This is a genomic window from Enterococcus sp. AMC2644 (genome assembly GCF_058216475.1).
The window spans coordinates 1,857,428-1,883,997 of record NZ_CM177095.1 but is presented as its reverse complement, the minus strand read 5'-3'; the positions used below and the strand labels follow the sequence as shown (position 1 = coordinate 1,883,997).

26 protein-coding genes are annotated in these 26,570 nt (G+C 35.8%); 9 read left to right on the top strand and 17 right to left on the bottom strand.

The features are described from left to right. Positions 1-2: 2 nt before the first annotated feature. On the bottom strand, positions 3-776 hold the full coding sequence (gene sufC / locus AC4BC5_RS09130; protein WP_490495122.1) for a Fe-S cluster assembly ATPase SufC: 774 nt from the start codon (positions 774-776) through the stop codon (positions 3-5). A 161-nt stretch (positions 777-937) separates the two neighbouring features. Between sufC and AC4BC5_RS09125 the strand changes: the two genes are divergently transcribed. Then, on the top strand, positions 938-1,402 hold the full coding sequence (locus tag AC4BC5_RS09125) for a GNAT family N-acetyltransferase (protein WP_207871537.1): 465 nt from the start codon (positions 938-940) through the stop codon (positions 1,400-1,402). 700 nt (positions 1,403-2,102) lie between these two features. Here the strand turns inward: AC4BC5_RS09125 and AC4BC5_RS09120 are convergent. From AC4BC5_RS09120 to rpsO, 3 genes are all read right to left on the bottom strand, one after another. After that, positions 2,103-2,498: a zinc ribbon domain-containing protein gene (locus tag AC4BC5_RS09120; RefSeq protein WP_490495121.1), complete on the bottom strand. Its 396-nt coding sequence runs from the start codon at positions 2,496-2,498 to the stop codon at positions 2,103-2,105. Between the two features lie 58 nt (positions 2,499-2,556). Further along, a complete protein-coding gene (gene pnp, locus AC4BC5_RS09115; RefSeq protein ID WP_490495120.1) occupies positions 2,557-4,677 on the bottom strand; it encodes a polyribonucleotide nucleotidyltransferase in 2,121 nt (706 codons plus the stop codon). 338 nt (positions 4,678-5,015) lie between these two features. Then, positions 5,016-5,285: a 30S ribosomal protein S15 gene (gene rpsO / locus AC4BC5_RS09110; protein ID WP_016174218.1), complete on the bottom strand. Its 270-nt coding sequence runs from the start codon at positions 5,283-5,285 to the stop codon at positions 5,016-5,018. A gap of 302 nt (positions 5,286-5,587) precedes the next feature. Here rpsO and AC4BC5_RS09105 point away from each other — a divergent pair, with 302 nt between their 5' ends. Beyond that, entirely contained in the window at positions 5,588-5,878 is a 291-nt protein-coding gene (locus AC4BC5_RS09105; RefSeq protein ID WP_207871540.1) for a rhodanese-like domain-containing protein, read from the top strand. 27 nt (positions 5,879-5,905) lie between these two features. On the opposite strand, the gene phnX is transcribed toward AC4BC5_RS09105, so the two are convergent. Next, a complete protein-coding gene (gene phnX / locus AC4BC5_RS09100; protein WP_207871541.1) occupies positions 5,906-6,709 on the bottom strand; it encodes a phosphonoacetaldehyde hydrolase in 804 nt (267 codons plus the stop codon). A 149-nt stretch (positions 6,710-6,858) separates the two neighbouring features. On the opposite strand from phnX, the gene AC4BC5_RS09095 reads away from it, so the two are divergent. Then, positions 6,859-7,479, top strand: a complete 621-nt coding sequence (locus tag AC4BC5_RS09095; protein ID WP_207871542.1) for an NAD(P)H-dependent oxidoreductase — start codon at positions 6,859-6,861, stop codon at positions 7,477-7,479. Between the two features lie 49 nt (positions 7,480-7,528). On the opposite strand, the gene AC4BC5_RS09090 is transcribed toward AC4BC5_RS09095, so the two are convergent. After that, positions 7,529-8,686 carry an AI-2E family transporter gene (locus AC4BC5_RS09090; protein WP_490495119.1) on the bottom strand — a complete coding sequence of 386 codons (1,158 nt, stop codon included), beginning with the start codon at positions 8,684-8,686 and terminating at the stop codon, positions 7,529-7,531. Positions 8,687-8,697: 11 nt separating this feature from the next. Then, positions 8,698-9,048 (bottom strand): PTS glucitol/sorbitol transporter subunit IIA, encoded by a 351-nt coding sequence (locus tag AC4BC5_RS09085; protein ID WP_207871544.1) that lies wholly within the window; start codon positions 9,046-9,048, stop codon positions 8,698-8,700. Positions 9,049-9,225: 177 nt separating this feature from the next. Between AC4BC5_RS09085 and AC4BC5_RS09080 the strand changes: the two genes are divergently transcribed. Genes AC4BC5_RS09080 through AC4BC5_RS09070 form a run of 3 tightly spaced genes read left to right on the top strand, consistent with a single transcriptional unit; the run spans position 9,226 to position 10,790 of the window. Beyond that, the gene (locus tag AC4BC5_RS09080) at positions 9,226-10,248 is read left to right on the top strand and encodes a lactonase family protein (RefSeq protein ID WP_490495118.1); all 1,023 of its coding nucleotides are present in this window, start codon (positions 9,226-9,228) and stop codon (positions 10,246-10,248) included. A gap of 18 nt (positions 10,249-10,266) precedes the next feature. Beyond that, positions 10,267-10,617, top strand: coding sequence for a hypothetical protein (locus AC4BC5_RS09075; RefSeq protein ID WP_207871546.1), 351 nt, complete (start codon positions 10,267-10,269; stop codon positions 10,615-10,617). 11 nt (positions 10,618-10,628) lie between these two features. Then, on the top strand, positions 10,629-10,790 hold the full coding sequence (locus AC4BC5_RS09070) for a hypothetical protein (RefSeq protein WP_490495117.1): 162 nt from the start codon (positions 10,629-10,631) through the stop codon (positions 10,788-10,790). Positions 10,791-10,857: 67 nt separating this feature from the next. Here AC4BC5_RS09070 and AC4BC5_RS09065 read toward each other — a convergent pair whose 3' ends face one another. From AC4BC5_RS09065 to AC4BC5_RS09025, 9 genes are all read right to left on the bottom strand, one after another. After that, positions 10,858-12,345 (bottom strand): Lsa family ABC-F type ribosomal protection protein, encoded by a 1,488-nt coding sequence (locus AC4BC5_RS09065; RefSeq protein ID WP_490497531.1) that lies wholly within the window; start codon positions 12,343-12,345, stop codon positions 10,858-10,860. A gap of 267 nt (positions 12,346-12,612) precedes the next feature. Further along, positions 12,613-13,194 (bottom strand): P-loop nucleotide/nucleoside kinase family protein, encoded by a 582-nt coding sequence (locus tag AC4BC5_RS09060; protein WP_490495116.1) that lies wholly within the window; start codon positions 13,192-13,194, stop codon positions 12,613-12,615. A 211-nt stretch (positions 13,195-13,405) separates the two neighbouring features. Beyond that, entirely contained in the window at positions 13,406-13,834 is a 429-nt protein-coding gene (locus AC4BC5_RS09055) for a hypothetical protein (RefSeq protein WP_490495115.1), read from the bottom strand. A 189-nt stretch (positions 13,835-14,023) separates the two neighbouring features. Continuing rightward, positions 14,024-14,638: a PepSY domain-containing protein gene (locus tag AC4BC5_RS09050; protein WP_490495114.1), complete on the bottom strand. Its 615-nt coding sequence runs from the start codon at positions 14,636-14,638 to the stop codon at positions 14,024-14,026. Between the two features lie 89 nt (positions 14,639-14,727). Further along, positions 14,728-16,065 carry a sensor histidine kinase gene (locus AC4BC5_RS09045; RefSeq protein ID WP_490495113.1) on the bottom strand — a complete coding sequence of 446 codons (1,338 nt, stop codon included), beginning with the start codon at positions 16,063-16,065 and terminating at the stop codon, positions 14,728-14,730. Beyond that, complete coding sequence (locus AC4BC5_RS09040) at positions 16,055-16,735, bottom strand: response regulator transcription factor (protein ID WP_490495112.1); 681 nt, start codon at positions 16,733-16,735, stop codon at positions 16,055-16,057. The genes AC4BC5_RS09045 and AC4BC5_RS09040 overlap by 11 nt, the downstream gene beginning before the upstream one ends. A gap of 158 nt (positions 16,736-16,893) precedes the next feature. Further along, positions 16,894-18,038, bottom strand: a protein-coding gene (locus AC4BC5_RS09035; RefSeq protein WP_490494800.1) for an IS3 family transposase whose coding sequence is annotated in 2 segments (ribosomal slippage) — positions 16,894-17,765 and positions 17,765-18,038 — 1,146 coding nt in all. Because the reading frame shifts where the segments join, the coding sequence is not laid out codon by codon here. Between the two features lie 111 nt (positions 18,039-18,149). Next, on the bottom strand, positions 18,150-20,879 hold the full coding sequence (locus tag AC4BC5_RS09030) for a cation-translocating P-type ATPase (RefSeq protein ID WP_490495111.1): 2,730 nt from the start codon (positions 20,877-20,879) through the stop codon (positions 18,150-18,152). A 427-nt stretch (positions 20,880-21,306) separates the two neighbouring features. Further along, positions 21,307-22,038 carry a tetratricopeptide repeat protein gene (locus AC4BC5_RS09025; protein WP_490495110.1) on the bottom strand — a complete coding sequence of 244 codons (732 nt, stop codon included), beginning with the start codon at positions 22,036-22,038 and terminating at the stop codon, positions 21,307-21,309. Positions 22,039-22,227: 189 nt separating this feature from the next. Between AC4BC5_RS09025 and AC4BC5_RS09020 the strand changes: the two genes are divergently transcribed. Then, entirely contained in the window at positions 22,228-23,010 is a 783-nt protein-coding gene (locus AC4BC5_RS09020; protein ID WP_490495109.1) for a TerC family protein, read from the top strand. Between the two features lie 109 nt (positions 23,011-23,119). Here the strand turns inward: AC4BC5_RS09020 and metG are convergent, their stop codons facing one another. Next, positions 23,120-25,126: a methionine--tRNA ligase gene (gene metG, locus AC4BC5_RS09015; RefSeq protein WP_490495108.1), complete on the bottom strand. Its 2,007-nt coding sequence runs from the start codon at positions 25,124-25,126 to the stop codon at positions 23,120-23,122. Positions 25,127-25,298: 172 nt separating this feature from the next. On the opposite strand from metG, the gene AC4BC5_RS09010 reads away from it, so the two are divergent. Both AC4BC5_RS09010 and AC4BC5_RS09005 read left to right on the top strand, forming a co-directional pair. After that, positions 25,299-25,574 (top strand): hypothetical protein, encoded by a 276-nt coding sequence (locus AC4BC5_RS09010; RefSeq protein ID WP_490495107.1) that lies wholly within the window; start codon positions 25,299-25,301, stop codon positions 25,572-25,574. 66 nt (positions 25,575-25,640) lie between these two features. Continuing rightward, positions 25,641-26,468 carry an NUDIX domain-containing protein gene (locus AC4BC5_RS09005; RefSeq protein ID WP_490495106.1) on the top strand — a complete coding sequence of 276 codons (828 nt, stop codon included), beginning with the start codon at positions 25,641-25,643 and terminating at the stop codon, positions 26,466-26,468. The last annotated feature ends 102 nt before the right edge of the window (positions 26,469-26,570 follow it).

Here is a 26,570-nt window from a genome sequence, read left to right as displayed (position 1 = left end):
CCTTACGCTTCTTCTTCTTTGTAATCAATACCTAATTCCTTACTGATATCAGCATAACCTTCTGCTTCTAAACGACGAGCTAAGTCAGCGTCACCAGTCATTACAACGCGACCTTCCATCATAATATGCACAACATCTGGCGTGATGTAGTTCAATAGACGTTGGTAATGCGTAATGATTAACGAGCCAAAACCTTCGCCACGCATTTCATTAACCCCTTTTGCCACAACTTTTAGAGCATCGATATCTAAACCAGAATCAATTTCATCTAAAATAGCAAATGTTGGTTCTAACATCAATAATTGTAAAATTTCGTTCCGTTTTTTCTCCCCACCAGAGAAGCCTTCATTTAAGTAACGTTCTGCCATTTCTTCTGGCATATTCAATAAATCCATTTTTTCATCTAATTTTTTGATGAAATCCATCACAGAAATTTTGTCATCTTCTTCACGTTTTGCATTAATTGCCGCACGCATGAATTCTGCATTTGTAATTCCAGGAATTTCACTAGGGTATTGCATGGCTAAAAATAGACCTAAACGCGCACGCTCATCAACTTCCATTTCTAAAACATCTTCGCCGTCCAAAAGAATTTCTCCTTCAGTAACGTCAAAGTTAGGATTTCCCATAATAGCCGCAGATAAAGTTGATTTACCTGTTCCATTTGGTCCCATGATTGCGTGAATTTCACCTGTATTTAAAGTTAAGTTAACACCTTTTAAGATTTTTTTATCTTCAATTGAAACATGCAAGTTTTTGATTTCTAAAACAGACATTCCGTTCCCTCCAAATTCATTATTTATTCCTATTCATTGTAGACTAATTGAGAATGAAGTTCAAATACTGGAACTGAAAAAAACGCTTTCTAAAAAATGAATACGTTTTACTTTAGAATTATTTCAAGTTTGATATACTATGGGAAAGGAGTGATTTTTATATGAGATACCAATTAAAACCAATTACCCAAGACAATTGGCGTGAAGCAGCAAACTTATCTGTTGCGGAAAACCAAAAAAATTTAATTGAAGAAAATCGTGATTCATTACTGGAAGCCGCTTATGATCGTTCGTTACAATGGACACCTATCGGATTGTATGTGGATCATAAAATGGTTGGTTTTGCGATGATTGGCGCTGAAAATACTACAGAGCGCTCAATTTGGTTTGATCGTTTTATGATTGATTATCGTCATCAAAAACAAGGATACGGACATGCACTCTTTCGTGCTGTTTTGAATTATTTAAAAGATCACTACAGACAAGTCGATACTATTTATTTAAGTGTGCACAAAGAAAATCTTAAAGCCTTTCCTTTTTACGAATCATTTGGCTTCACACATACAAATGAAGAAGATTCAAAAAATGGCGAACTAATTATGCAATGTACAATTACACGTAATTAAAAAAACTGCGAGAACATTGTTAATAACGTTCTCGCAGTTTTTACTTACCCTCTAAAAACAAATGAATCGCTGGAGTATTTCTCTCTACGCCATATTGGTGTGATATTATTCAGTCACGCACCCAAGAAGACTGAGCCACAGGAGCGACCTGAAACTTTCTCTTGCTTTATACAGTTGTAAAAACAACCTTAAGTGCTGTCGATCACAACGGACCACAAATTTTACTCAAACATTCAGTCAATTGTCTACCATTCTAGGTTTAATTTCTGCCTTTGAGCTACTTTTACTCGTTTCTTACGTTATAGATTATTTCTAACCTTCACAGCATAGGAGTTAATTGGATCTTCCTTCGACTTTCTTAAAAATCCCTTTTTAAGCGCCAGCAAGGAGAGGCGAGAGTATTTCTCTACGCTTTTTATTCTCCTCCCCGTAAGCTACCATACCTTATATCTAGCAATATTTTGCATAATTCTTCGCCTTAAGGAGCTTTTACTCCTCGTTCATCATATGTCACCATATTTCTCAACTCATTACTTGACAGTATCCCATCAAGCAACAGCAAGGTCTGATCCCAAATTATCTACTGCACGTTGTTTAGACGCTCTGCACAGAGTTCATCGATTCATCTGTTTTCAAAGGGCAAGGAAAAGTATTATAGCATCTTTTATTCTTTTATACAAAAGTTTCCTTTTGATTGAAGCTAAACTTTTTTGACAAATTGATGGTGACAATTACTGCAGGTCACTTTAATGTTCCCTTTCCCTTTTGGTGCGCGTAATTGTTGTTTACATTCAGGACAACGAAAATAGCTATGGGTTTTACGATGCTGAAACATTTCTTTTTTTTGTTTAAAAAAATTTGTGACTTTATTTTGAATGACTAAATATTTTTTATTTTCATTCGCGCGTACATAAATCTTTTTTGAAAAGAAGCGATAATAAGCCACAATAAATAATACATAGGCTAACCAACGAAATGCGCTAGAAAGTAACAATACAATTAATGCAATGATAATAAGCATTTTACCCAATGCATCAAAATGTCCATAACGTCCTTGCATGAATTTCATGATTTTTAATTTCCAATTTTGTTTCATAAGAAATCTCCTTTAAGATACATAAAAAGTTAGGATGTTGCCATCCTAACTTTTTTGTTTATTTCTCTTCTTTTGTTTCGTCTGCTAATAAAGCTTTTCTTGAAAGGTTCACACGACCTTGTTTGTCGATTTCTGTGACTTTCACTAAGATTTCGTCGCCTAATTTCACAACGTCTTCTACTTTATTGACACGTTCATTTGCTAATTGAGAAATGTGGACTAAACCATCTTTTCCTTTAATTAAGTTTACGAAACAACCAAATTTTTCAATGCGGACAACTTTACCTAAGTAAACTTCGCCAACTTTGATTTCTTTTGTTAGATCTTCAATAATCTTAATCGCTTTTTTAATCATATCGGCATCCGCAGAAGCGATTGACACATTTCCATCTTGATCAATATCGATTTTAACGCCTGTTTCATCGATAATTCCGTTGATAGTGTCGCCACCTTTACCGATAACGTCTTTGATTTTCGCTGGGTCAATCTTAATCATTTCAATCTTCGGTGCATATTGGCTTAATTCTTCACGTGGTTCTGCAATTGTTGAAGTTAATTCTTCAAGAATTTCCATACGTGCTTTTTTCGCTTGCGCTAGTGCTTCACGTAAGATTTGTTCTGTGATACCTTGGATTTTAATATCCATTTGTAACGCAGTAATCCCATCTTTTGTTCCAGCAACTTTAAAGTCCATATCGCCTAAATGGTCTTCTAAACCTTGAATATCTGTTAAAATTGTATAATTTTCACCGTCAGAAACTAAGCCCATTGCAATCCCTGCAACTGGGGCTTTAATTGGTACACCGGCATCCATTAAAGCTAAGGTGCCTGCACAAATACTTGCTTGAGAAGAAGAACCATTTGATTCTAAAACTTCCGCAACTAAACGGATTGTGTAAGGGAATGTTTCTTCGTTTGGAATTACTTGAGCTAATGCACGTTCACCTAATGCACCGTGTCCAATTTCACGACGACCTGGAGAACCAGCACGTCCAGTTGAACCTACAGAGAATTGAGGGAAATTATAATGATGGATGAATCGTTTTGATTCTTCCACACCTAAACCATCAATAATTTGATGTTCGCCTAATGGTGCTAAAGTACAAGCAGATAATGCTTGTGTTTGTCCACGAGTGAATAAACCAGAACCATGCACACGAGGTAATAAACTTACTTCTGATGCCAATGGACGAATTTCATCTAATTTACGCCCATCAGGACGAATTTTATCAATTGTAATCAATTCACGAACAACATCTTTTTCAAGATCTTCAGCAATTTGTTTTACTTCTTTTGTTAATTGCGCAGCAGCATCTGCTTCTAATTCAGCTGCTTTTTCTGCATAAACTTCTTTGACAGTATCTTTTACTTTGTCAATTTCGTCTTCACGAGCTAATTTTTCTTCTGTTAAAACGGCTGTTTTCATTGTTTGATAATACGCATCGAAAATTTCTTTTTTCAAGTCTTCAGCAACTTGTAACAAAGTAACTTCCATTTTCTCTTTACCCACAGCTGCAACAATCTCTTCTTGGAAAGCAACGATTTCTTTAATTGCGTCATGTCCAAATAATAATGCCCCTAACATATCTGTTTCTGATACTTCTTTGGCACCAGATTCTACCATGTTAATCGCATCTTTTGTTCCTGCTACGGTTAATTCGATATCTGTTGCTTCTGCTTGTTCAACAGTTGGATTTAAGACATATTCGCCATTTACACGACCCACATCCACACCGGCAATCGGACCATCAAATGGAATATCTGAAATTGATAATGCTAAGGAAGAACCCAACATTGCTGACATAGAAGGTGAGCAATCTTGTTCAACACTCATAACAATATTCGTTACTTGTACTTCGTTACGGAAACCTTCCGCAAACATTGGACGAATAGGACGATCGATTAAACGTGCAGTTAATGTCGCATCAGTACTTGGACGACCTTCACGTTTGATAAAACCTCCAGGGATTTTCCCTACTGCATACATTTTTTCTTCATAGTTAATTGTTAACGGGAAGAAGTCTGTATCTTTTGCTTCTTTTGAGGCAACAGCTGCACTCAAGACAACAGTGTCTCCATAACGGACTAAAACAGCCCCATTGGCTTGTTTTGCAAGTTGTCCGACTTCTACTTCTAATGGGCGTCCGCCCCAAGTTGTTTTAAATACTTGCTTTGTCATAAGAACTCCTTTTCTACTGTGAGTCAAGGCTGCTACTAAACAAATGAAAACATTGAAAATTCAGTGCTTTCATTTGGTTAGTAGTAAGCCAGGCCAACAGTCACAGCGATTTTATTTTTTTGTTTTTTTGAAATTCATGATTTGCTTTACCCAAATCATGTTGTGCAACATAAGCTTTCTCTTCTGACCATCCTTTGGTACAAAAGGTTACTACCCTCGCTTTCGCTCAGCTAGTATTGTTCAACATCAGCTCTCGCTCGCCTTTCAGTTGGCGAATCGCTGTGTTTCACAACAAAAAAGTGAGATTCGGTTGAACCTCACTTTTCTCATTGTAATGATTAACGACGTAATCCTAAAGCTTTGATCAATTCGCGGTAACGCGCTACGTCTTTGTTACGTAAGTAAGCTAACAAGTTACGACGGTGACCAACTTTTTTCATCAAACCACGGTATGAATGGTGATCTTTTTTGTGTTCACGGATGTGAGCATTCAAAGTATTGATATCTTCAGTTAATACAGCGATTTGTACTTCTGGAGAACCAGTATCTCCTTCATGACGAGCAAATTGGTTGATGATTTCGTTTTTACGTTCTTTAGAAATTGCCATGTTTTCCACCTCTTTCGATTATTTCCCTGCAACTGAGTAAAACGTTGGTGATTCGTCAAACCAAGTGACAGGTGGTGCTTAACGCACAGATATACTTTACTTGATTCTCTCTAAAAAAGCAAGTTTCTATGTTTAATTTACGGAAAAACAATATTTATACAAACAAAACGTATGTTGTTCTATGTTTGATGTTGAAAACATTAAGATTTGTTTCATTATTTTTTCATCTATATACAAAAACGTTGCATATTTTCAAAAAAGCACATAAAATCAATTCATTCAAGAAAGAAAGGAATTTTTTTATGAATTCAATCAATGTACAAGACTTTCAACTGTTGCTAAATCAATCTATTGCTATTTTGGATATTCGTGATGCAAGTGCATTTAGCGAAGGTCACCTACCTGATGCTATTTCTATGCCGACAACTAGTTTGCCGAATCGTTTAAATGAATTAGATGAAAATACAACTTATTATGTGCTCAGTCATTCTGGTCGTCGTTCAGACATCATTGCACAATTTTTAAATAATCATGGATATAAAGCAATACATGTCATCGGTGGTATGAAAGCTCTTAGAAAAGAAGCTGCATAACACTAAAGAGCAACTGAGCGTTCTCGTTCAGTTGCTCTTTTTGCATTCATTTGATTTTTTATTTAGCATCGCAATAAACGCTGGCAATTCAGCTAAGTTATCAAGCACCGCATCTGCTCCCGCAACATAATATTCCTCACGCACACGTTCATCCAGCTCCTGTTTATCTGTTTCTGATAACTGTTGATACTCGTCAAAAGAATAACCCGCTAATGAACTGCCTTCTATTAAACCTATCGAAAAGACACCTGCATTTTTGCCTTCTTCAATATCTGAAATCGTATCACCAATTTTAACAACATTTTGAACTGATGGTGTGCAAAAATGCTCTAAGATATGAAAAATCATATACGGTGCCGGACGACCAATTCCTTTTGTTAAATCAGGAGTTGCAATGAAATCTGGTTCATAACCTTGTTCAGCTGCAACTTTAGCAACAATTTTCATCATGTCACTTGTGTATCCTGTTGTACTGCCAATCGATATCCCCATCGCTTTTAATTGTTCGACTACCTCTAACACACCTAATTTCACGTCTGAATATTGATCTAAGGTTTGAAAAATCACGTCTTCAAATGTTTGATAGATACGATTAATATCGGTTTCTGTTGGTTCTTGTTCATGAACAGCTAACCACTCTTGAGCAATTCGCGGCATCTTTAACATAGTCATAATATGATCGTGTTTTTTTGTCCCCATTGGTAATCGAATTTCTTCTTTTGTTACTATTATACCTTCTTTTTTAAAGGCTTGGTAGAAGGCATCCACTGGCGCCATACATCCAAAATCAATTGTTGTTCCTGCCCAATCTAAAATTACGGTATTAATCATACATTCAAATCCTCCATATACGTTTTAATTAATTCTACAATAGACATTGCCTTTAAGCAGAAAAAAATTAAACAAATATATTTGAATTCCTTTTTTTATCTTGTATACTATTTTTAAGAACTTACTTACAAATTAAAAGGAGAGATTCTATGGCAACATTATTAGCGGTTAAAGCGCACCCAATGACAGATGAAGCATCAAAATCCATGAAAGTTTTTTATGCTTTTTTAGATAGTTACAAAAAAAGTCACCCGGAAGACGAAATCATTACATTAGATTTATATCATGAAGATTTTCCTGAAATTGATTATGATATTATGTCTGGTTGGAACGATTTACGTGAAGGCAAAGATTTTTCTACATTAACAGCAGAACAACAACGCAAAATTGCGCGTTTCAACGAATCAACAGACCAATTCTTAGCTGCTGATAAAGTAGTTATTGCAAACGGTTTGTGGAACTTAAACATTCCTACACGTTTGAAAGCATGGTTTGATACGATAAACGTTGCGGGAAAAACATTCCGTTACACAGAAGCTGGACCACAACCTTTAACAGAAGGCAAAAAAGCCTTGCATATTCAAGCGAGTGGTGGTGCTTATGAAGGACAGGATTTCGCTTCACAATATGTCAAAGGTATTTTAAACTTTATTGGCGTGACTGATTTCAACCAAATCTTTGTTGAAGGCGCCGATCATTTTCCAGAAAAAACAGAATCAATTATCAATGAAGCTATTGAAAAAGCTGAAGAAATTAGCTTAAACTTTTAGTCATCAAAAAAGCTAGAAACCTTGAAAAAAGGTCTCTAGCTTTTTTTGCTTATTCTTTTGATACAACTTCTGTTTCTTCTTCATATAAATTAGAAATGCGTTTGTACCATTCAAACACGTTAGCAATCACTACCTTAATTGCGGCATATGCTGGAATTCCCAAGATTACGCCCACTAAACCAAATAGTTTTCCAGAAGTTAATAGCACTAATAAAATCGTAACGGGATGAACCGATAACTGACTTCCTAGAACTAATGGTGAGATCACACGGCCTTCAATCGTTTGTTCAATAACAAATACAACCAGAACTTTCACTAATAACACTGGTCCGCCCACAATTCCTAAAAAGACCGCTGGAACAAGAGCTAAAAATGAGCCCAAATACGGAATTAAATTTAAGAAACCTGCTGCAATCCCTAGTGTAATGGCATAATCTAAACCGATAATTGAAAACCCAATCATAAACATAATTGCCACTGCAAAAGCTACCGTTAATTGTCCACGAATATAAGAAGATACTTGAGCGTTCATTTCACCCAAAACTTTCAAAGTTGGTTTACGCAATTTGGTTGGTAAAAAGCTGACAATATAAGGACCCAATTTTTTCCCATCTTTTAATAGATAGAATAAAATGAACGGCATGGTAATCACTGCGACGACAATGGATGCCACTGCCCCGAAGAAATTCCCCAGATTTTGGAAAGTAGTTTTTGATACATTTTGAATGACTTCTGTTAATGAGTTCATGAATTTTTCGCCAGATGCGGTCAATTGTTCTTGAACCTGACTAAAAATTGGATCAGAGAATAAATCATTCACTGTTTTTTCAACTACTTTGACATATTGTGGAAAATTATCTACAAAACTTAATGTTTGTTCTTGAATTTTTGGCACGATGACGACAATTCCCCATGCCAATAACCCTACTACTAAAACAAATAATGCAATAATACTGTAAATTCGTTTGATGCCTTTTTTCTCTGCAAAATCGACCACCGGATTCATTAAATAATACAATATTCCTGCTAAAATAATCGGTAAACCGACAATTGCTAAAAATTGTAGTACCGGCGTAAATAAATACGAGACGCGGGTAAATAGATTAATGATAAGTAGGACGAGCAAAACAATTAATAATGCGGTCACTACTTGATTATTTAAAAACCATTTCCAAAACCACGAAAGCGGCTTATTTTTCTTTTCCATCGTTTCTCCTCCTAGCGATAAGTAATGGTCATCCCTTCTGTTATTTCGGGAAGTTTAGCAGGTGTTAAATACACGCTACTTGATAATTTATCGGTTGGCACTTCAGAAAATACAAATGAAATATGTTGAATCGTTTGTAAATTTTGATTCGCCAAATGGCCTACATACGTAATTTGGTACTCTTGGGCCCCAAACAAAATACTCCCGCCTACGGCTAATTCGATGTCTTTTGCTTGTTCGACTTCTTGAATGATAGAGTATGGACGTAACCCATCTGTTACTCCTTTACCGAAAAAAATCAAGATTTTTTCATTTTCATCAATTGCTTCTTGACCAATTGTAACTACTTTTCCTTGATGCATCCTAAACATCGACCTCCTGTTAGTATGGATAGATAAATTATAACATATTATTTATTAAGTCTGTCAGAAGGTTCCTTATGTTTATGTTATTTCTCACAGATGTTTGAGTCAGACAATGTTCTTCTTTCAGAAGTTGTATGTTAAAATAAATATAATCTATTTTTAGGAGGTAACACTATGTTAGAAAAAATGTTTTTAGGAACTTACACTCGTCGTGAAAGTAAAGGAATTTATTCTTTAGTTTTAGACACAGATAAAGAAGAGTTGGTAGACTTAGAATTACTTACTGAAGAAAATAGTCCCACTTATTTAGCACGTAGTGAAAAAGGCTTCACGTATACAGTCACAGAAATTGACGGTAAAGGCGGCGCGGGTGCGTATGATTCAGAATTTAACTTTTTAAATGCTGTGACAGAAGAAGGCGCTCCGTTATGTTATGTAGCAGTAGACGAAGCACGTCAACTTGTTTACGGTGCCAACTATCACAAAGGCGAAGTAAACGTATACAAAATTTTGGACGATGGTTCTTTAGAAGCAACTGACGCAGTGTTTCATGATGAGCCAGTCGGACCACATGAAAATCAAAATGTTCCTCACGTACATTACACAGACTTAACTCCAGATGATCGTTTAGTTGTTTGTGATTTAGGAACAGACCGTGTTTACACATACGATGTATCTAACGAAGGAAAATTAACCGAAGTTGCGACATATGTTGCGCCTGCTGGAACAGGTCCTCGTCATTTAGTTTTCCATCCAAATACTAACTATGCCTATTTATTTGGAGAATTAGACAGTACGATTACTGTTTTAGCTTATGATGCGCCAACAGGTACATTTAAAGAGTTACAAAAAGTGTCCACTTTACCAGAAGATTTCGAAGGCTTTAACGGTGGCGCAGCTATTCGTATTTCTAGTGATGGCCGTTTTGTCTATCTATCAAATCGTGGTCATAACTCTATCGCTGTATTCGCTGTAGCAGAAGAAGGCGCAAGTGTTACTTTTGTTCAACACATTTCAACAGAAGGCGATCATCCTCGTGATTTTGATTTAGATCCGACAGAAAACTTTGTCATCTGTGCCAATCAAAATACAGATAACCTTACATTGTATCGTCGTGATCCAGAAAATGGCACATTGACACTTATTAAAAAAGATATTTATGCACCAGAATGTGTCTGTGTCTTATTTGAAAAATAATCCCTAGGAGGAGTCGCTATGTTTTCAAAAACGCCAGTCGAATTATTAGTTAAAGACTTTTCAAATATTTATAACAAATGCCAATCCGCTTATGAATTAGTCACTAGTCGTAATTTCAATGAATATTTAGCTATTTTGACTACAGCAGAAGCTTATGCGATTGCTGAAAAAGCTTATGTTCGTTGCGATACTTTTGAAGAATTACAAACGAAAGAAGTAGAAGAATTTGTTAATGCGTTTGATGTATTTTATTTCGAATTAAAGCAAGTCCTTTTCCATAAAAATGATGATTTGGAATCACTTTATAATCGTTTAATCTACATGAGTCAAACCTATGAAACTGTCAATGCATCATTTAATTTATTATAAAGGTGAAAAAAATGGACCGATTAGATGTACTGGATCGTCTAAAAGAAGAGTTGAATATTCCCTTTTTAGAAATTAAACTAGCGGAAAAAGACTATACAGAAGACGATTACCAACAATTAAAAAATGAATTATTACAATACTTCGATGATTACGTCCGTAATGTCGAAAACTAAAAAGTGGTGCAGAAAATTTCTGCACCACTTTTTTTAACTTCCCTCAACGATAGCCTTCCCTTTGAATTCAAAGCTGAATCATCGATGTTGCCACATTTTTTAAAAATGTTCTGTCGTGTTCAACAATTAACATCGTTGGTTGAATTGATTGAATGACTTCCTCAAGTTGCTTATGGTTAAAGACGTCCAAATAATTTAAAGGTTCATCCCAGATAAATAATTCAGCAGGAGTTGCTAATGATTTCGCTAACTCTACTCGTTTTCTTTGCCCCATACTCATGTCTTCAATACGATTATTAAAAACCGTTCGTTCAATACCTAATTTCCGTAAATTATTTAGCAAATCTTGATAACTTAAACGATGATTTTCGGCAAATTCCTGCAAGGTTCCTTGATTATCTTCATAGTTCTGACGAACGTAACTAATGGTTACGCCTTGTGGTTGGATAATTTCGCCACTAATTGTGCCTTTGAATTGACCCAAGAGACATTGAATAATGGAAGATTTTCCTGAGCCATTTGCTCCTTGAATAGCCAGACGCTCTCCTTGATTAATCTCAAATGACAGCGGTTGAAATAACTGGCGATCACCATAGCTTAGTTGTAATCGTTCAACTTTCAATAACTGTTTACGATGCGTTGGGTGAAAGTTCATTGTTAACGGCTCAATATATTCAATATCTTTTAATAATTTTTCTTTTTCAGCTGCTTGGTCTTCCATTCTTTTTACAATGGCTTTAGAACGTTTCATCGTACGTGCTGCACGGGCACCAATCGCTCCGGTATCATAGACTGCCCCGCTGCCTTTTTTCGTTGGTGAACCATATTTGTCCTTTTCACGCCCGCGTGACCACTCCGCTTTTTCTGCAGCAGTTTGTTTCAACCGACTGACTTCTTTTTTCAGTTTCATATTTTGTTCTTGTTCATAATCATCTCGTAGACCTTTTTGTTCTTCATAAACCGAAAAATTCCCTTGGTACAATACTAATTGACTTTTTTCAATTGATAAAACATGATCCACAACTCCATCTACAAAACTACGGTCATGACTGACGACAATAAACCCTTGTTTCTTTTTCAAATAATCTGCAACTTGTTGCCGTGCAGTGACATCTAAATGATTGGTTGGTTCATCAATTAATGGAAAGTTAACGTCATCCACAAATAACAAGGCCAATAAAACTTTGGTTTGTTCACCACCAGAAAGGCTTGAAAACTCACGCCATAGGACTTCAGCGTCTAGTTTCAAAAGATTTAATTCTCTCTCCAGTTTCCACTGTTCAAAACTCGAAAGCTCTTGTAAGACATAATAAGTTAATTGTGATTTATCTGTCACGGTTTGGGGAAAATACGTAAAGTTTAATTGATGTTCAATTTTTCCACTGTAAGGATATTCGCCAAGTAACAGGCGTAATAAAGTTGTTTTACCACGACCATTTCGACCAATTAATCCTAATTTCCAGTTTGCATCCAATATCAAATTGGTATGATCAAATAACAAGGTTGTTTGGGCATCAAAACCAAAAGTTAAATTTTTTATTTCAATTGTTGTCATTTTACTCACCTCGACTCGCCCTCTCACAGGCAAGAAAAAAATCCTTGGCTATTTTCAGAACAAGGATTTTTATACAAAGGTACACAAAAAGACCCTGTATCAAAAAACTACCCCAATCCTGAAAATCTGCACACTGCTTCCTTGTAAACAAGACAGTCTTTATGCAGCTTCAACAAATTGGCTTAGTTTTTCAATAGAGGATCCCTCACTTCGTTTTTTTATTAAATTAAGAATACCATGATTGAAATTTCAGTGCAACGAAAAAAATTACAAGTTGAATGTTTCTTTAATTTTTTTAGCAGATTCATACGGTGTTAAATTCGTATTGTCAATAATCAACGTTTTTGCTCGTGGCTCTATTGCCGCTAGTTCATTTGGTGCAGAAATTAAACGCCATTTTTCATTTGAAGTGATTAACTCATGATGTGAAAACTCAATATCGCGTTTGGATGGTTTAGCAGCTAAACGATCTTCTCCCACATTACGCTGAAGCCGCGTCTCTAGATCCGTCACTAATTCGACAAAATAGACTTCTTCGCCAGCATCTAAAAAAATAGCCGCAATTTCTTTTAAAAATTGACGGTCATCTGCCTCACTAAAACCAATCATAATTGTAAAAATGATGGCTTCTGTTAAATTCTCTTTTTTGTTTACTACAAATGACTTGAATAATTCTTTACGCGTCAAATCTGACAAGCGAAAGGCTTCTTGGTTGTAACCTAAAAAATTCGCATACAAATCAATTGTCTGATGATTATACAATAACTTGCCATCTATTTGTTTTTCTAATTCTTTGCCTACGGTCATTTTCCCCACAGCTTGGGCACCAATTAAAACAATTAAACTCATTTTGCCACCTCTTTCTTAAATAAAAAAAAACCGCCAGTTTGGTTAGGACTGACGGAAAAAGGAGTAATTACTCTACTAAGGAGTAAAATGAAAAATAAAAAGGTTATTGTTGGTTATGAATTTAGTATAGACCCTTTTAGGAATTCTGTCATAAAAATAACCTAATAGTTCCATTAAATATTTCTCGTTTTTCGCTTTATTTTTATCATTTTTATTTTTTCAATAACAAGCTTGTCATCCGTTGAATAGAGAAGGAAATTGCATCGGTAGCAGTATCTTGTTTTTGTTCAGCAGCATCAAAAGCGGTCACATCAATCCCATTTTCAAGACTAGTAATCATTTCTTCACAACCTTGAACATAGTCTGTATAAGAGCGTTCAAATTTTTTGTGAATCCCCATTACACGTGCTGGCGGACGTAACGAACGAATTGTTTGTTGCATTGCTACGTATTGCTTTGTTCCTTCTTTAAAAATAGATACAATCTCCACACGACGTTCATCTGAAATAGCTGATAAATCTTCTTGATCAATCACTTGGCGAATTTCTTCGTAGCAAGGATTCATCTCTTCTCCGATTGCCTCTGTATTTTTTACGATATCGTTAATTTTTTGTACATAATAGCCTAAATTAGGTTTCACCCATCATTCCCTACTTTCTTTTTGTTTGCATTCATTGTACCTTTTTTCAATCATTTAGAAAAGCCTTAAAGAAATTGGTCCTTAATTTTTAAAAAGAAACTATCCAAACTACAGAGAGTTTGCCACTCTCATTTTATATAGTTTGGATAGTTTTGTTTAATTTTCACTTATAAAATTCTGCTATTTGGATTAATCATCTAATTCAACTTCTAACACTTCACCTGTTTTAGCATCTAATTTAACATTGATTTCTTTGTTCCTATCTTTGACTTGAACGTCCCAATAAGTCACATTCATTTCTTTGTCTAAATCCCAATCAGTGACTTGACCATCCTTGGCTTCATCCATAGCGATTTTAGCCGCTTCCTCCACTGATAATAAATCAGATAAATCTAATTTGTCTTCATGGCGTTTGACACCTTTTTGTTCGTCTTTGTCTAACGTCTCTTCTTTTTGTTTAGTCACTTCTTTTGTTTGTGCATCAACACCTACTTCGTACTCTTTGTCATCGTCGACACCTTCTACTTTATAGAAGTAATTCCCTAAAGAAGAATCCAACTCAATTGAGGTAATATCTGTATTTGGATACATTTCTTGATACGCTTGAATAGCATCTTCGACTGTTACTTTAAACGCTGGGATTTCTTCAGTGGCAGCTGTCATTGTCGTAGATGAACTAGTTGTTGTCCTTGAAGACGAGCTTGTTGGTGCATCATTTCCTGAAGAAACTGGATTTTCTGCAGCACAGCCAACAAAAATTAGTGCTAGCCCTAAGGTACTGGCATATAAAATTGTTTTTTTCATCGTCGTCCCTCCTTTATTTTCTATCTTTAGTCTACTTATTGAACTAGCTATTTACTAGCGAGTTATCTAAAATTACTATGAAGGATTTTTCATCTTTCAGGAAACTCTACTATAAAAACACTACCTTTTGGTTGATTGTCAGTAACAGATAGTTTCCCATGATATTTTTCTACAATCGATGCCACAATTGCCAAACCAATTCCCGAGCCCTCTACTTTACTAGAACGAGAACTATCCACACGGAAAAAACGTTCAAAAATTCGAGCTTTCATTTTATCGGGAATTCCTACCCCCGTATCGCGTACTTCTAATCGAATTGTTTTTTTCGCTTGCAACTGAATATGAATCGTCTCATGCGCTGCTGAATATTTTTTAGCATTCTCAAATAAATTTTGACAAATTTGTTGTAATTCCAATTCATCTGCATACATATAAATATTTTCCTGAACTGCAACAGTTACTTTTTGAGAACAAATTGCTTGTAATTTTTGAGCTTCTTGTTGGACTAAAGCAGAGAAATCAATTTTTTTGCGAATTTGTGTGGCCTGCTGTTTTCCTAGCAGTAACAATTGATTGGTCAGCGTTTCTAAACGTTTTGATTCTTTATCAATGAAATCAATTGAAGGTGCTATTACTTCCGGATGTGCTGCACCTCGTCGTTTGATTAATTGAACATGACCACGAATAGCTGTTAAAGGCGTGCGCAATTCATGAGAAGCATCTGTGACAAATTGCCCTTCACGTTTCATTGCTTCGCGTTGCATCCGCAATAACTGATTAAAGGATGACGCGGCTTGCTTAATCTCACTTGGCGTTTCCGGGATACTCAATAATTTTTCTTGATTATTTGTGCGTTCGATTTCTTTCATTTCTTGGGTCATTTGCTCTAGTGTCTTACTCCATTTACCAACAAAAAAGTAAATAATCCAACTACCAATTAAAACCGCAAAAAGATTTAGCAGTAAGCTAATGACTAACATCCGCATCATCATTTCGATAACTGTATTCCCATGAATTGCAATTTCGATGGTGCGGCCTTTTTGTTGATGGCGTTGAAAATAATAAATGTCATCATCCATTAAAATAATTCCCTTAAAAATTGGTAATGCGGTTCCTTGTGCTAATTCCGTAAAAATTTCTTTGCCATCTTTCGAATAGTATGTAGGACCATCTGACAATAAAATCCGGACGGCATCTTCTTCATTTTTGGCAATCGTGACATCTACTAAAGCTTCCCAATCATTCGTTGCTTTTGGTACTTCCTCTAAGGTAGTTATACTTTCTTTGGCTTGATTCGCTAAATAATAATAAACGGAGGACAAAGAGATGGTGACAAAAGCTAAGTTGACAATAACTAATAAGCCAGTCAAAATTGCTACAAAGCGACTAGTTAACTGAAATTGTGCCCCTTTTTTCCTATCTGTCATCTAGTTCCCTCAACACATAGCCCACACCACGTACCGTTTGAATCATCAGTCCGTATTCACCTAGTTTATTTCTAAGTGTGCGAATATAAACATCTACGACATTGGTTTGTCCCATAAAATCATAGCCCCATACGGTATTTAATAATTCATCACGTTTTTTTATTTCTTCTGGTGTTTTCATTAATTCGTATAGTATTCCAAATTCTTTAGGCGTCAAATAAATCTCTTCATCGCCAATAGTTACTTGATGTTTAGCAATATCTAAGCATAACTCTTGGTAGCGAATCATTGTGGTTTCTTGTTTGCTTAAGCGCCGTTCAATGACACGAATTCGCGCAAATAATTCTTCAATAGCGAACGGTTTAGTAATATAATCGTCCAAGCCTGTGTCTAAGCCAATTACAATATCCGTTGTTTGATTGCGTGCAGTCATCATAATAATAGGAATATCACTTTCTTTTCGAATACGTCTAGCCACAGTAATGCCATCGTATTTTGGCAACATCCAATCTAACAAAATCAAATCAAATTCTTGTTTGGCAAATATATCTAACGCTTCTTGGCCATCTTTTACCCATGAGACGTTATAGCCTTCAAATGTTAATTCCGCTTGAATAAAACTTGCCAGGCTTTCTTCATCTTCGACTAATAAAATGGTTACAGTTTCCATCCACAGTCCCCCTTTTCTTTATTATAAAGAAAGAACGTCTTTTTCAAAAACGTTTAGGGATAAATAATAGATGAAGATTTTTTCATAAAAAAAAGTGACTAGCTAAACAGCTAATGGGACTGACCCTATAAATTAAGACACAAACAAAAAAGCATATACTAGGCTATAGATTTACGATATTCTATCGGAGATTTATAGCCTAATTTTTGTTGAATTCGAATTTTATTATAGTAATTAATGTAATCTATAACTGTCTGTATTACAATAGATGTAGGTTCATTATTGAGCCTATCTAAATAGAACGTTTCAGACTTTAGAGAGGCATGAAACGATTCGATGCAAGCATTATCTGAGGGTGTCCCTTTTCGGGACATGCTCATGGTAATGCTTTTTCTTTGTACTTCTTCTTGATAACGATATGAGGTGTACACCGATCCCTGATCACTATGCAGTAAACAATCGGTTACTTCTGGAAGTTGTTCTAAAGTTTTAAGAACAAAATTAATATCTTGTTTTTCACCAATATTGTAAGCAATGATTTCACCATTATACAAATCCATGATAGAAGACAAATAAAGTTGCTTTCTTCCAAAAGGTAGATACGTAATATCTGTAACTAGCTTTTGGAATCGTTCATTAGAATTAAATTGACGATTTAGTTTGTTTTCAACAACCTTAAAAGGTTGTCCCATTTTTTTACGTTTTTTAACTTTCACTTTACAATTCCAGTTATATTTTTGCATGATACGTTGAACAGTATTTTTACTCACTTTTCTTTTTCTATTTAATAGGGCAGTAATTTTTCTATAACCATATCTATACTTATTTTCTAAACATAATTGTTGTATATCTAATTCTAAATCTGTTAATTGTCTAATTTTTTTATTTTTAAGCCAGCCATAGTAAGTAGAACGAGGTATTTTGAATAAACCACATAACTCAGTAACGGTCATTTTTCCTTTCATACTAGAAACTAAATCTATAAATATTTTGGGTTCCACATCCTTTCCAATTCGTTGTACTTTTTTAGGATATCTAACTGCTGAGTTAAAAATCTATTCTCAACTTTTAATCGTTCTATTTCAGATACATATTCAGGTCCTTTGTTAAAACTATATTGTTTGCCAACTGGTTGAAGAAACCTATGTGTTTCTCCCTTTCTATACCAACGCCACCATGTTTCAACTTGTGTTTTATTTTTAATATTTAATTCTGTCATAATTTCTTTAGTTGTCATTCCGGATAATTTTAATTCAATCACCTTATTTTTTACTTCAATTGGATATGCCACTCTTGTTCCCATCAAAAAACACCTCCTGTTAAATTCATTTTAATTGAATTCAACAGAAAGTGCTTTTTTATTGTGTCTTATTATTTTGGGTCAGTTCAAAACAGCTAATCACTTTGACTTATTTTATTCTTTCCCCATTGCACGTTGAACTGCTTTTACAATCTCAACAACTGGAATAATCGCAAATGATACACCGACTACAATTCCCCATTGGTACCAATCTAAATGAGTTACTTTGAAGATATCGTTTAGACCTGGAATAATGATGATTCCCATCATTAATGCAAATGACAATAGAATCGCCCAGTTGAAGGCTTTGTTGCGGAATGCGCCGACTTTGAACAATGATTGATGAACAGATTTCACGTTAAATGCGTGGAATAACTGCATCAAACCTAATGTTGCAAAAGCCATTGTTAACGCATCTGCATGCTGTAAATCATATAAACCTGTAGCATCCAACCCTGGCATGTTTGCTACTGTATGTGCTGGCCATTGTAGCGCAGACCAGTAAACAAATAATACAGCTGCCGCTTCTAAAATACCTTGGTAGATAATACTACTCATCACTCCACCTGAGAAGAAGTTTGAATTCTTACCACGAGGTTTGTGTGCCATTAAATCTTTTTCAGCAGGTTCCATTCCCAAAGCAATTGCTGGGAAGGTATCTGTGACTAAGTTAATCCATAATAAATGAATTGGTAATAACGTATCCCAACCTAATAAGGTTGCAATAAACAGTGTTAATACTTCCCCTAAGTTTGCAGCCATTAAATATTGGATAGCTTTTTGAATGTTTGAGAAGACTTTACGTCCTTCTTCAACAGCGACAACGATTGTTGCAAAGTTATCATCTGCTAATACCATGTCAGAAGCCCCTTTGGAAACTTCTGTACCAGTAATCCCCATACCAACACCGATATCGGCTTGTTTTAATGAAGGTGCATCGTTTACACCGTCACCAGTCATCGCTACAACTTTACCTTCTTGTTGCCAAGCTTTTACGATACGTACTTTATGTTCTGGTGATACACGAGCATAAACGGAGTATTTTGAAATATTTTGTGCTAATTCCGCATCAGACATTTGATTTAATTCGGCACCAGTTAAAACGGCAGCATCATCACCTGGTTTAATAATTCCTAAGCGTCCGGCAATTGCTTCTGCTGTATCACGGTGGTCACCGGTAATCATAATTGGACGAATACCAGCTTCTTTCGCAATTTTAACTGCTCCGGCTGCTTCGGCACGCTCAGGGTCAATCATCCCAACTAATCCGGCAAAGATTAAATCATTTTCAAGTTCTTCTGAAACTAATTTTTCAGGAACTGCGTCAATATATTTGTAAGCCATACCTAAAACACGTAGGGCTTGTTTAGCCATATCTTTGTTGTTTGATAATACTTTTTCTTGTTCAGCAGCTGTCATTGGTAACACTTTATCGTTTAGTAGCACCTCTTTTGTACGGCCTAACAAGACGTCTGGCGCACCTTTCACTGCTACTAAGAAACGACCATCTGCCAATTTATGAATAGTACTCATCAATTTACGATCTGAATCAAATGGTAAATCTGCAACACGAGGTTCTTTTGGTTCTTCTTGACGAACATCAAAGCCTTTGTCACGACCAAATTGAACTAAAGCTGTTTCTGTTGGGTCACCCATCAAATTACCTTCTTGACCGATACGTGTATCATTTGCAAGGTTCATAATTTTTAATGCCATGTTATCAACTGAAATATCATCTGATGCCGCATATTGATGGTCATCAAAGTATAATTTTTCAACAGTCATTTGGTTTAATGTTAAAGTACCCGTTTTGTCAGAAGCAATAATATCCGTAGCTCCTAGTGTTTCAACAGCAGGTAATTTACGAATCATCGCATTACGTTTCGCCATAACTTGAGTTCCTAAGGCTAAGATAATCGTTACAATCGCTGGTAAGCCTTCTGGAATCGCAGCCACAGCTAATGAGATAGAGGTTAATAACATTTCAACCCAATCACGACCATTTAAGACTGTCCCAACAAAGAACATGATGACTGCAATAATTAAAATTGCAGCTGTTAAGAATTTACCTAATTGATTTAAGTTACGTTTTAATGGTGTTTCTGTTTCGTCAGCATTTGCTAACATGCCTGCAATCTTACCAACTTCGGTATTCATCCCAGTATTAACAACGAGCCCTTTACCACGACCATATGTTACATTACTGTTTGAATAAGCCATATTGATTCGGTCACCAATACCAATATCTTGGCCTTCAAGAACTGTTAATTCTTTTTCAACTGGAACTGATTCCCCAGTAAGAGCTGCTTCTTCAATCTTCAATGAACTTGCTTCGATTAGTCGCAGATCTGCTGGAACGACATCCCCAGCTTCTAATAAAACAATATCTCCTGGAACTAATTCTGTACTATTTACAGTCACACTATGACCATTACGCAAAACATTCGCATTAGGCGTTGACATTTCACGTAAAGCTTCAATCGCCTGTTCTGCTTTTGCTTCTTGGATAACACCCATTACCGCATTGATAATAACTACGGCTAGAATGATAATTGCATCCACCCACTCACGGTGACCTTCTGCATTTGGTACCATCGCTGAAATGGCAGCAGCAGCAATTAAAACAAGGATCATTAAATCTTTAAATTGCTCTAAGAATTTTTGCAACATGGTTTTCTTTTTGCCTTCTTCTAATTCATTGGCACCATATTGCGTTAAGCGACTTTTCGCTTCACTATCAGAAAGTCCTTCAGGTTGTGAACCTAATTCTTCAAAAACAGCATCTACTGTTTGAGAGTAAAAAGCTTGTGACAGTTGTTGTTTCTTTGCATTTTCCTCTGACATGTTCTTCCTCCTTTAATTTTTGCCTACATACTGCCTATTTTTATCAAAAAAAATAGACTTGTGTATGTGCGACACATACATAAGTCTCACTAATTAAGGCAACACCAGAAAAAAAGCAGTTAAGTTCTTTTCGGTTGGTGACGTTGCCACAGCGTATGTGCTGCAAGTTACTCCCTCATGATACAAAAAATTATTACAAAATTTATTATACAAGATGTTTTTTCTTCTGACAATTCATTTGACAGTTTTCTGAAAAGAAATTTGAAAGTCATTTTTTCTATCAAGATATAATTGGACCAATTCCACAAGCTCCTTATTCAAAAGTTTGAATTTTTTCGAATAAAGAAACTGTAGAATTGCCAATACAAACGAGACTTTCTAATGTATTAATTATACTTATAAAAACAGGCTAATCTGTTTTTGTAGATTAAAACCCACGTATTAGATAGCGACCCAATTCTCGCATAGCAACTTTCTCACCGCCATCTGCTGCTCTTTTCAGCCAGTATTCACCTTGTTTAACGTTTTTAGCCAGAAAGTCACCTTTAATCATATAGAGGCCTAATAATCTCATTGCTACCAATTCGTGTAGCTCCTCTGCTGCGATAAACAAATATCGAGAACCTTCTTCTCTATCTTGCTTTAAGCCGTCTCCATGTAATAAACGGTAGCCTAACACTCTAGTTGCAATAGCATCACGCCGTTCAACTGCTAAATGCAACCATTTTTCACCTTCAAAAGAATTTTGCTCAATCCCTTCACCGTCTAACAAGCGCACAGCTAAGTCTACAACTGCCCATAAATCACCTAATTCTGCAGAACGACGTAACCAAAGTTCTCCTTCAACAGGATCAGGCGCTAAGCCAATTCCTGTCAGGTAACAATACGCCAACTCATTCATCGCTCCCGTATCTCCTAAATCTGCCGCAGCCTTTAACCACTTTAAGCCTTCTTGACTCTTTTCTTGTTTCTGTTTCTCAGCCAAATCAACAACTTTGTCAGTTACAGTATCTACTTGCTGCTTTGTTGATTCACCTTCAATTGGAGAAACTTCTTCTTGAGAAAGCTCTTCTTTTTTTTCAACTCCTAACGACTTAGAAATCCGACTGAATACTGAGAAATTTTTCTTTTTATCATCATTTTCACCCAATTTATCCATCTCCAATCTATCATCTTTTTTTAATAGTAATAAAAAAATTGGATTTTTGCAAAAATCCAATTTTTCTTTCATATCCGAATATTTACAACTATAAGCTGATATGGTAGTATTCATATGGGAATGATTTGTCTTATTATGAAAGATAAATCATTCTCATTTTTTTAAAATTAAAGGAGGATTCACATTACATTGGAAGCAATATTATTACAATACGCTTGGGTACTGGTCGTATTGATTGTCTTAGAAGGCTTGTTAGCAGCTGATAATGCTGTTGTCATGGCTGTAATGGTCAAACATTTACCCAAAGATCAGCAACAAAAAGCATTATTATATGGACTATTCGGAGCATTTATCTTCCGATTCGTTGCAATATTCTTAATTACCGTGTTAGTTAACTTTTGGCAAATTCAAGCAATCGGAGCGATTTATCTATTGTTTATGTCCACTAAACATATTTACGAAACAGTTACTAATTCAGGACATTCAGATGAAGAGCAAGCTCAGAAAAAAGCATCTGGTTTTTGGATGACTGTCTTAAAAGTAGAATTGGCAGATATCGCATTTGCTGTAGATTCTATTTTAGCAGCAGTAGCAATTGCTGTTACGTTGCCTAGTCTAGGAAACGTTAGCATCGGTGGTATCAATGCAGGTCCATTTGTTGTCATGTTCTTAGGTGGCCTTATTGGTGTAATCATGATGCGTTTTGCAGCGCGTTGGTTTGTCACACTTCTAGAAAAATTCCCATCTTTAGAAACAGCTGCCTTTCTAATTGTTGGCTGGGTTGGTGTAAAACTAGCTGTCTTAACATTAGGTCATGAAAAATTAGGTGTTATTCCTCATTCATTCCCACATTCTACTTTATGGGAAGTTATTTTCTGGACAGTACTACTCTCAATTGCTTTGATTGGGTTTGTTGTAGGAATTAAAAATCCAAGTAACGCAAAAAAACCTGCTCAAGTTGAGATAGATTAAATTTTTAAATAAAAAAGAGCGGAGCAATCCACCCTTTTGGCAAAGCGATTATAGCTGATATTGGATAAAAAAGAGGATAACACTGAATTCAGTGTCACCCTCTTTTTTATTATGCAATAATTGAACCATTTGGCATGCCTTTTGGTGCTTCCACAACTTGTAATTTACCAGAAGCGTCTTCGGCAGATAAAATCATTCCTTGACTAATTTGACCACGCATCTTACGTGGTTTCAAGTTTGCCACGATTACCACTTTCATCCCAATTAATGCGCTTGGATCAGGATAAAATTCGGCAATACCAGATAAAATCTGACGGTCTTGATTGTCGCCAGCTGCTAGACGGAGTTGTAGCAATTTATCTGCACCTTTGACTTTTTGACAATCAATAACTTCAGCAACTTTTAATTCCACTTTATCAAAATCTTCATATTTGATTTCTTTTTCTTTGACTGAAACTAATTCTGTTTCTTCTGGATTCCATTTCACAGAATCATCATTATTTTTTGTTCCTTCAGACATTTTCTTTTGAATATATTCTACTTCAACTTCCATGTCTAAACGTGGGAAGATTGGCGTACCTTTGACTGTTACTTTCGTGTCACTTGGAAATTCACCAAAATGTAAATCTTTTAAGTCCATTGCGGAATCTAAACCTAACTGACTAAAGATTTTTGCTGGCGTTTCAGTCATAATTGGTTGTAATAAAATCGCCGCAATCCGCAAACTTTCTGCTAAATGAACCATTACGCTATCTAGCTCGGCTTTACGTTCTTCATCTTTGGCTAATACCCAAGGTTCCGTTTCGTCAATGTATTTATTGGCACGAGAAATCAATGTCCACACTTCAGACAATGCCGTGCTAAATTCCATTTTATCCATCGCTTCGTGATAGCGACCTACCACGTTTGCTGCGGTTGTTGATAATTCACTATCAAAAGGCGTTACTTTTGATGCATAGTTAGGAACAATGCCCTCACAGTATTTGTTAATCATCGCAATTGTACGATTTAATAAGTTTCCTAAGTCATTGGCTAAGTCATAGTTCACACGAGCGACAAAATCTTCTGGCGTGAATACACCATCACTACCAAACGGAACTGAACGCAATAAATAATAACGTAATGCATCCAAACCATAACGCTCCACTAGCATTTCTGGATAGACCACATTTCCTTTAGACTTAGACATTTTACCATCTTTCATCATTAACCAGCCGTGACCAAAGATTTTCTTCGGCAATGGTAAATCTAATGCCATCAACATAATTGGCCAATAAATCGTATGGAAACGAACAATCTCTTTTCCAACCATATGCACATCTGCTGGCCAGTATTTGTTAAACAAACTTTCATCGTCTGAACCATAACCTAGGGCAGTAATATAGTTTGATAACGCATCAATCCACACATAAACAACATGTTCAGGATTAGCGTTGACAGGTACGCCCCATTTAAACGTCGTACGAGAAACAGCTAAATCTTCTAAACCTGGTTCGATAAAGTTTTTGATCATTTCATTTTTACGTGACTCTGGCAAAATAAACTCTGGATGTTCGTTGTAATAGTTTAGCAAACGATCGGCATATTTCCCCATACGGAAGAAATAAGATTCTTCTTTAACTAATTCTACTTCATGACCACTTGGTGCTTTCCCACCAATAACTTTGCCATCTTCATTACGATAGACTTCTGCTAATTGCGTTTCAGTGAAAAATTCTTCGTCAGAAACTGAATACCAACCTTCGTATTCTCCTAAGTAAATATCATCTTGATCTAACAGTTGTTGGAAGATTTTTTTTACAGCTTCTTTATGATAATCATCTGTAGTACGAATAAATTTATCATAGCTAATATCCAAAGTTTTCCATAATTTTTTGACATCTGCTGCCATACGGTCAACGTATTCTTGTGGTTCTACACCTAGCTCTTCTGCTTTTTTCTCAATTTTTTGTCCATGTTCATCTACTCCGGTTAAGTAGAAGACATCAAATCCCATTAATCTTTTATAGCGGGCAACTGCATCACAAGCGATTGTTGTGTATGAATTACCAATATGTAATTTGCCGCTTGGGTAATAGATTGGCGTAGTAATATAAAAAGTTTCTTTCTCAGCCATGGGTCTCCTCCTCTTGCTCTAAACGAGATTATTCTTTGCTAGTATACCACACTTTGGTTAGTGTGTTTTTATTTTTAACTGACTTTCCTAAATTTATACTACCTGAAATAATTTTTTGGCGCACAAAATAAGTTTTGCTATAATATAAGTCGGATCAATGAAAGGAGCCTATATGAATACCAAAGAACGTTCACTCTTACTACTATTTATTATCTTAACAGCAATCCATATTTTATTTTGTAATTTCTATCCACAGATCTATGGCTATATGAATATCCATGGACAGCTACTACTCTTTTTAATGTTGACGAAGCTGATTCGTGTGGCTGTCTTATTAGCTATTATTGGGCTAGGCTTTACTCAATTACAACAAAAAAATAAAAAAGGAATGTCCACTTACCTTGCACTTTTTTTCTTTAATTTAATTCTGATGTTTCTTTTTTCCTAGACTTTAGCTTCTATATAAAGCATGATACAATGAAAAGACGAATAGATTACTTAGGGAGGGAAAAAGATGGCGTTTGCTTCCAAAGCCGAAGAAAAAATTTATTACGAACAACATGCGACCGAACAAGAATTCCTAGAATGGTATCAACAGCAAGATCAACCAAAATACGAAAAACCTTCTGTAACTGTCGATATCGTTTTAATGTGTTACAACAAAGAAAACGATCAATTAAAAGTTCTTTTAATCCAACGAAAAAGCAATCCGTACCGTGGATCGTGGGCACTGCCAGGAGGTTTTGTTAATCCAAATGAATCCACAGGTGAAAGTGTGCTAAGAGAAACAAAAGAAGAAACAAGCGTCACCATTTCTGCCCAAAATATTGAGCAACTACATACCTTTAGCACACCAAATCGTGATCCGCGAGGTTGGGTCGTAACGGTAAGTTATCTTGCTTTTATTGGTGAAGAACCACTCTCTGCTGGAGATGATGCGAATGAAGTTCGTTGGTTCTCACTAGAACGAAAAAACAATCAGTTGTACCTGATTAATGGCGATGTTGAAATCATTTTAGATTTGCGTACAGGGCATTCTTTAGGTAAAGATACCCTAGCCTTTGACCATAGCGAGATTATCTTAAAAGCATTTAAACGCGTCATCAATAAAATGGAGCATGAGCCTCAAGTTTTACAAGTTCTAGGTGACAGCTTTACGATTACTGAAGCACGCAAAGTATTTGCTAAATTTTTAGGTGTTGATTTTCGGACGATTGACCATTCTAATTTCAAAAAATCCCTTTTGCGTTTCTTTGATGAAATTGGAGAACGACCAGTAGGAATCGGTCGACCATCAAAAATTTACCGCCTAAAAGAAGACGTTTTTCACGAAGAAATTTAAGCACAAAGAAGCTGTTTTGTCACGAGGACAAAACAGCTTCTTTTCGGTTTTTCATAATTAGTGGACAGTGTTCCTAGAAACAAAAATGCAAAGATTTTTTCT

Bases quoted from the DNA above. Each gene is read 5' to 3' on its own strand.
- phnX (WP_207871541.1), bottom strand. From the start codon at position 6,709: ATGATTAATACCGTAATTTTAGATTGGGCAGGAACAACAATTGATTTT.
- AC4BC5_RS09080 (WP_490495118.1), top strand. From the start codon at position 9,226: ATGTTAGAAAAAATGTTTTTAGGAACTTACACTCGTCGTGAAAGTAAA.
- AC4BC5_RS09095 (WP_207871542.1), top strand. From the start codon at position 6,859: ATGGCAACATTATTAGCGGTTAAAGCGCACCCAATGACAGATGAAGCA.
- AC4BC5_RS09060 (WP_490495116.1), bottom strand. From the start codon at position 13,194: ATGAGTTTAATTGTTTTAATTGGTGCCCAAGCTGTGGGGAAAATGACC.
- AC4BC5_RS09065 (WP_490497531.1), bottom strand. From the start codon at position 12,345: ATGACAACAATTGAAATAAAAAATTTAACTTTTGGTTTTGATGCCCAA.
- rpsO (WP_016174218.1), bottom strand. From the start codon at position 5,285: ATGGCAATTTCTAAAGAACGTAAAAACGAAATCATCAACCAATTTGCT.
- AC4BC5_RS09075 (WP_207871546.1), top strand. From the start codon at position 10,267: ATGTTTTCAAAAACGCCAGTCGAATTATTAGTTAAAGACTTTTCAAAT.
- AC4BC5_RS09120 (WP_490495121.1), bottom strand. From the start codon at position 2,498: ATGAAACAAAATTGGAAATTAAAAATCATGAAATTCATGCAAGGACGT.
- AC4BC5_RS09005 (WP_490495106.1), top strand. From the start codon at position 25,641: ATGGCGTTTGCTTCCAAAGCCGAAGAAAAAATTTATTACGAACAACAT.
- metG (WP_490495108.1), bottom strand. From the start codon at position 25,126: ATGGCTGAGAAAGAAACTTTTTATATTACTACGCCAATCTATTACCCA.
- AC4BC5_RS09085 (WP_207871544.1), bottom strand. From the start codon at position 9,048: ATGCATCAAGGAAAAGTAGTTACAATTGGTCAAGAAGCAATTGATGAA.
- AC4BC5_RS09125 (WP_207871537.1), top strand. From the start codon at position 938: ATGAGATACCAATTAAAACCAATTACCCAAGACAATTGGCGTGAAGCA.
- AC4BC5_RS09045 (WP_490495113.1), bottom strand. From the start codon at position 16,065: ATGACAGATAGGAAAAAAGGGGCACAATTTCAGTTAACTAGTCGCTTT.
- AC4BC5_RS09040 (WP_490495112.1), bottom strand. From the start codon at position 16,735: ATGGAAACTGTAACCATTTTATTAGTCGAAGATGAAGAAAGCCTGGCA.
- AC4BC5_RS09010 (WP_490495107.1), top strand. From the start codon at position 25,299: ATGAATACCAAAGAACGTTCACTCTTACTACTATTTATTATCTTAACA.
- AC4BC5_RS09070 (WP_490495117.1), top strand. From the start codon at position 10,629: ATGGACCGATTAGATGTACTGGATCGTCTAAAAGAAGAGTTGAATATT.
- AC4BC5_RS09105 (WP_207871540.1), top strand. From the start codon at position 5,588: ATGAATTCAATCAATGTACAAGACTTTCAACTGTTGCTAAATCAATCT.
- AC4BC5_RS09050 (WP_490495114.1), bottom strand. From the start codon at position 14,638: ATGAAAAAAACAATTTTATATGCCAGTACCTTAGGGCTAGCACTAATT.
- pnp (WP_490495120.1), bottom strand. From the start codon at position 4,677: ATGACAAAGCAAGTATTTAAAACAACTTGGGGCGGACGCCCATTAGAA.
- AC4BC5_RS09090 (WP_490495119.1), bottom strand. From the start codon at position 8,686: ATGGAAAAGAAAAATAAGCCGCTTTCGTGGTTTTGGAAATGGTTTTTA.
- sufC (WP_490495122.1), bottom strand. From the start codon at position 776: ATGTCTGTTTTAGAAATCAAAAACTTGCATGTTTCAATTGAAGATAAA.
- AC4BC5_RS09025 (WP_490495110.1), bottom strand. From the start codon at position 22,038: ATGGATAAATTGGGTGAAAATGATGATAAAAAGAAAAATTTCTCAGTA.
- AC4BC5_RS09030 (WP_490495111.1), bottom strand. From the start codon at position 20,879: ATGTCAGAGGAAAATGCAAAGAAACAACAACTGTCACAAGCTTTTTAC.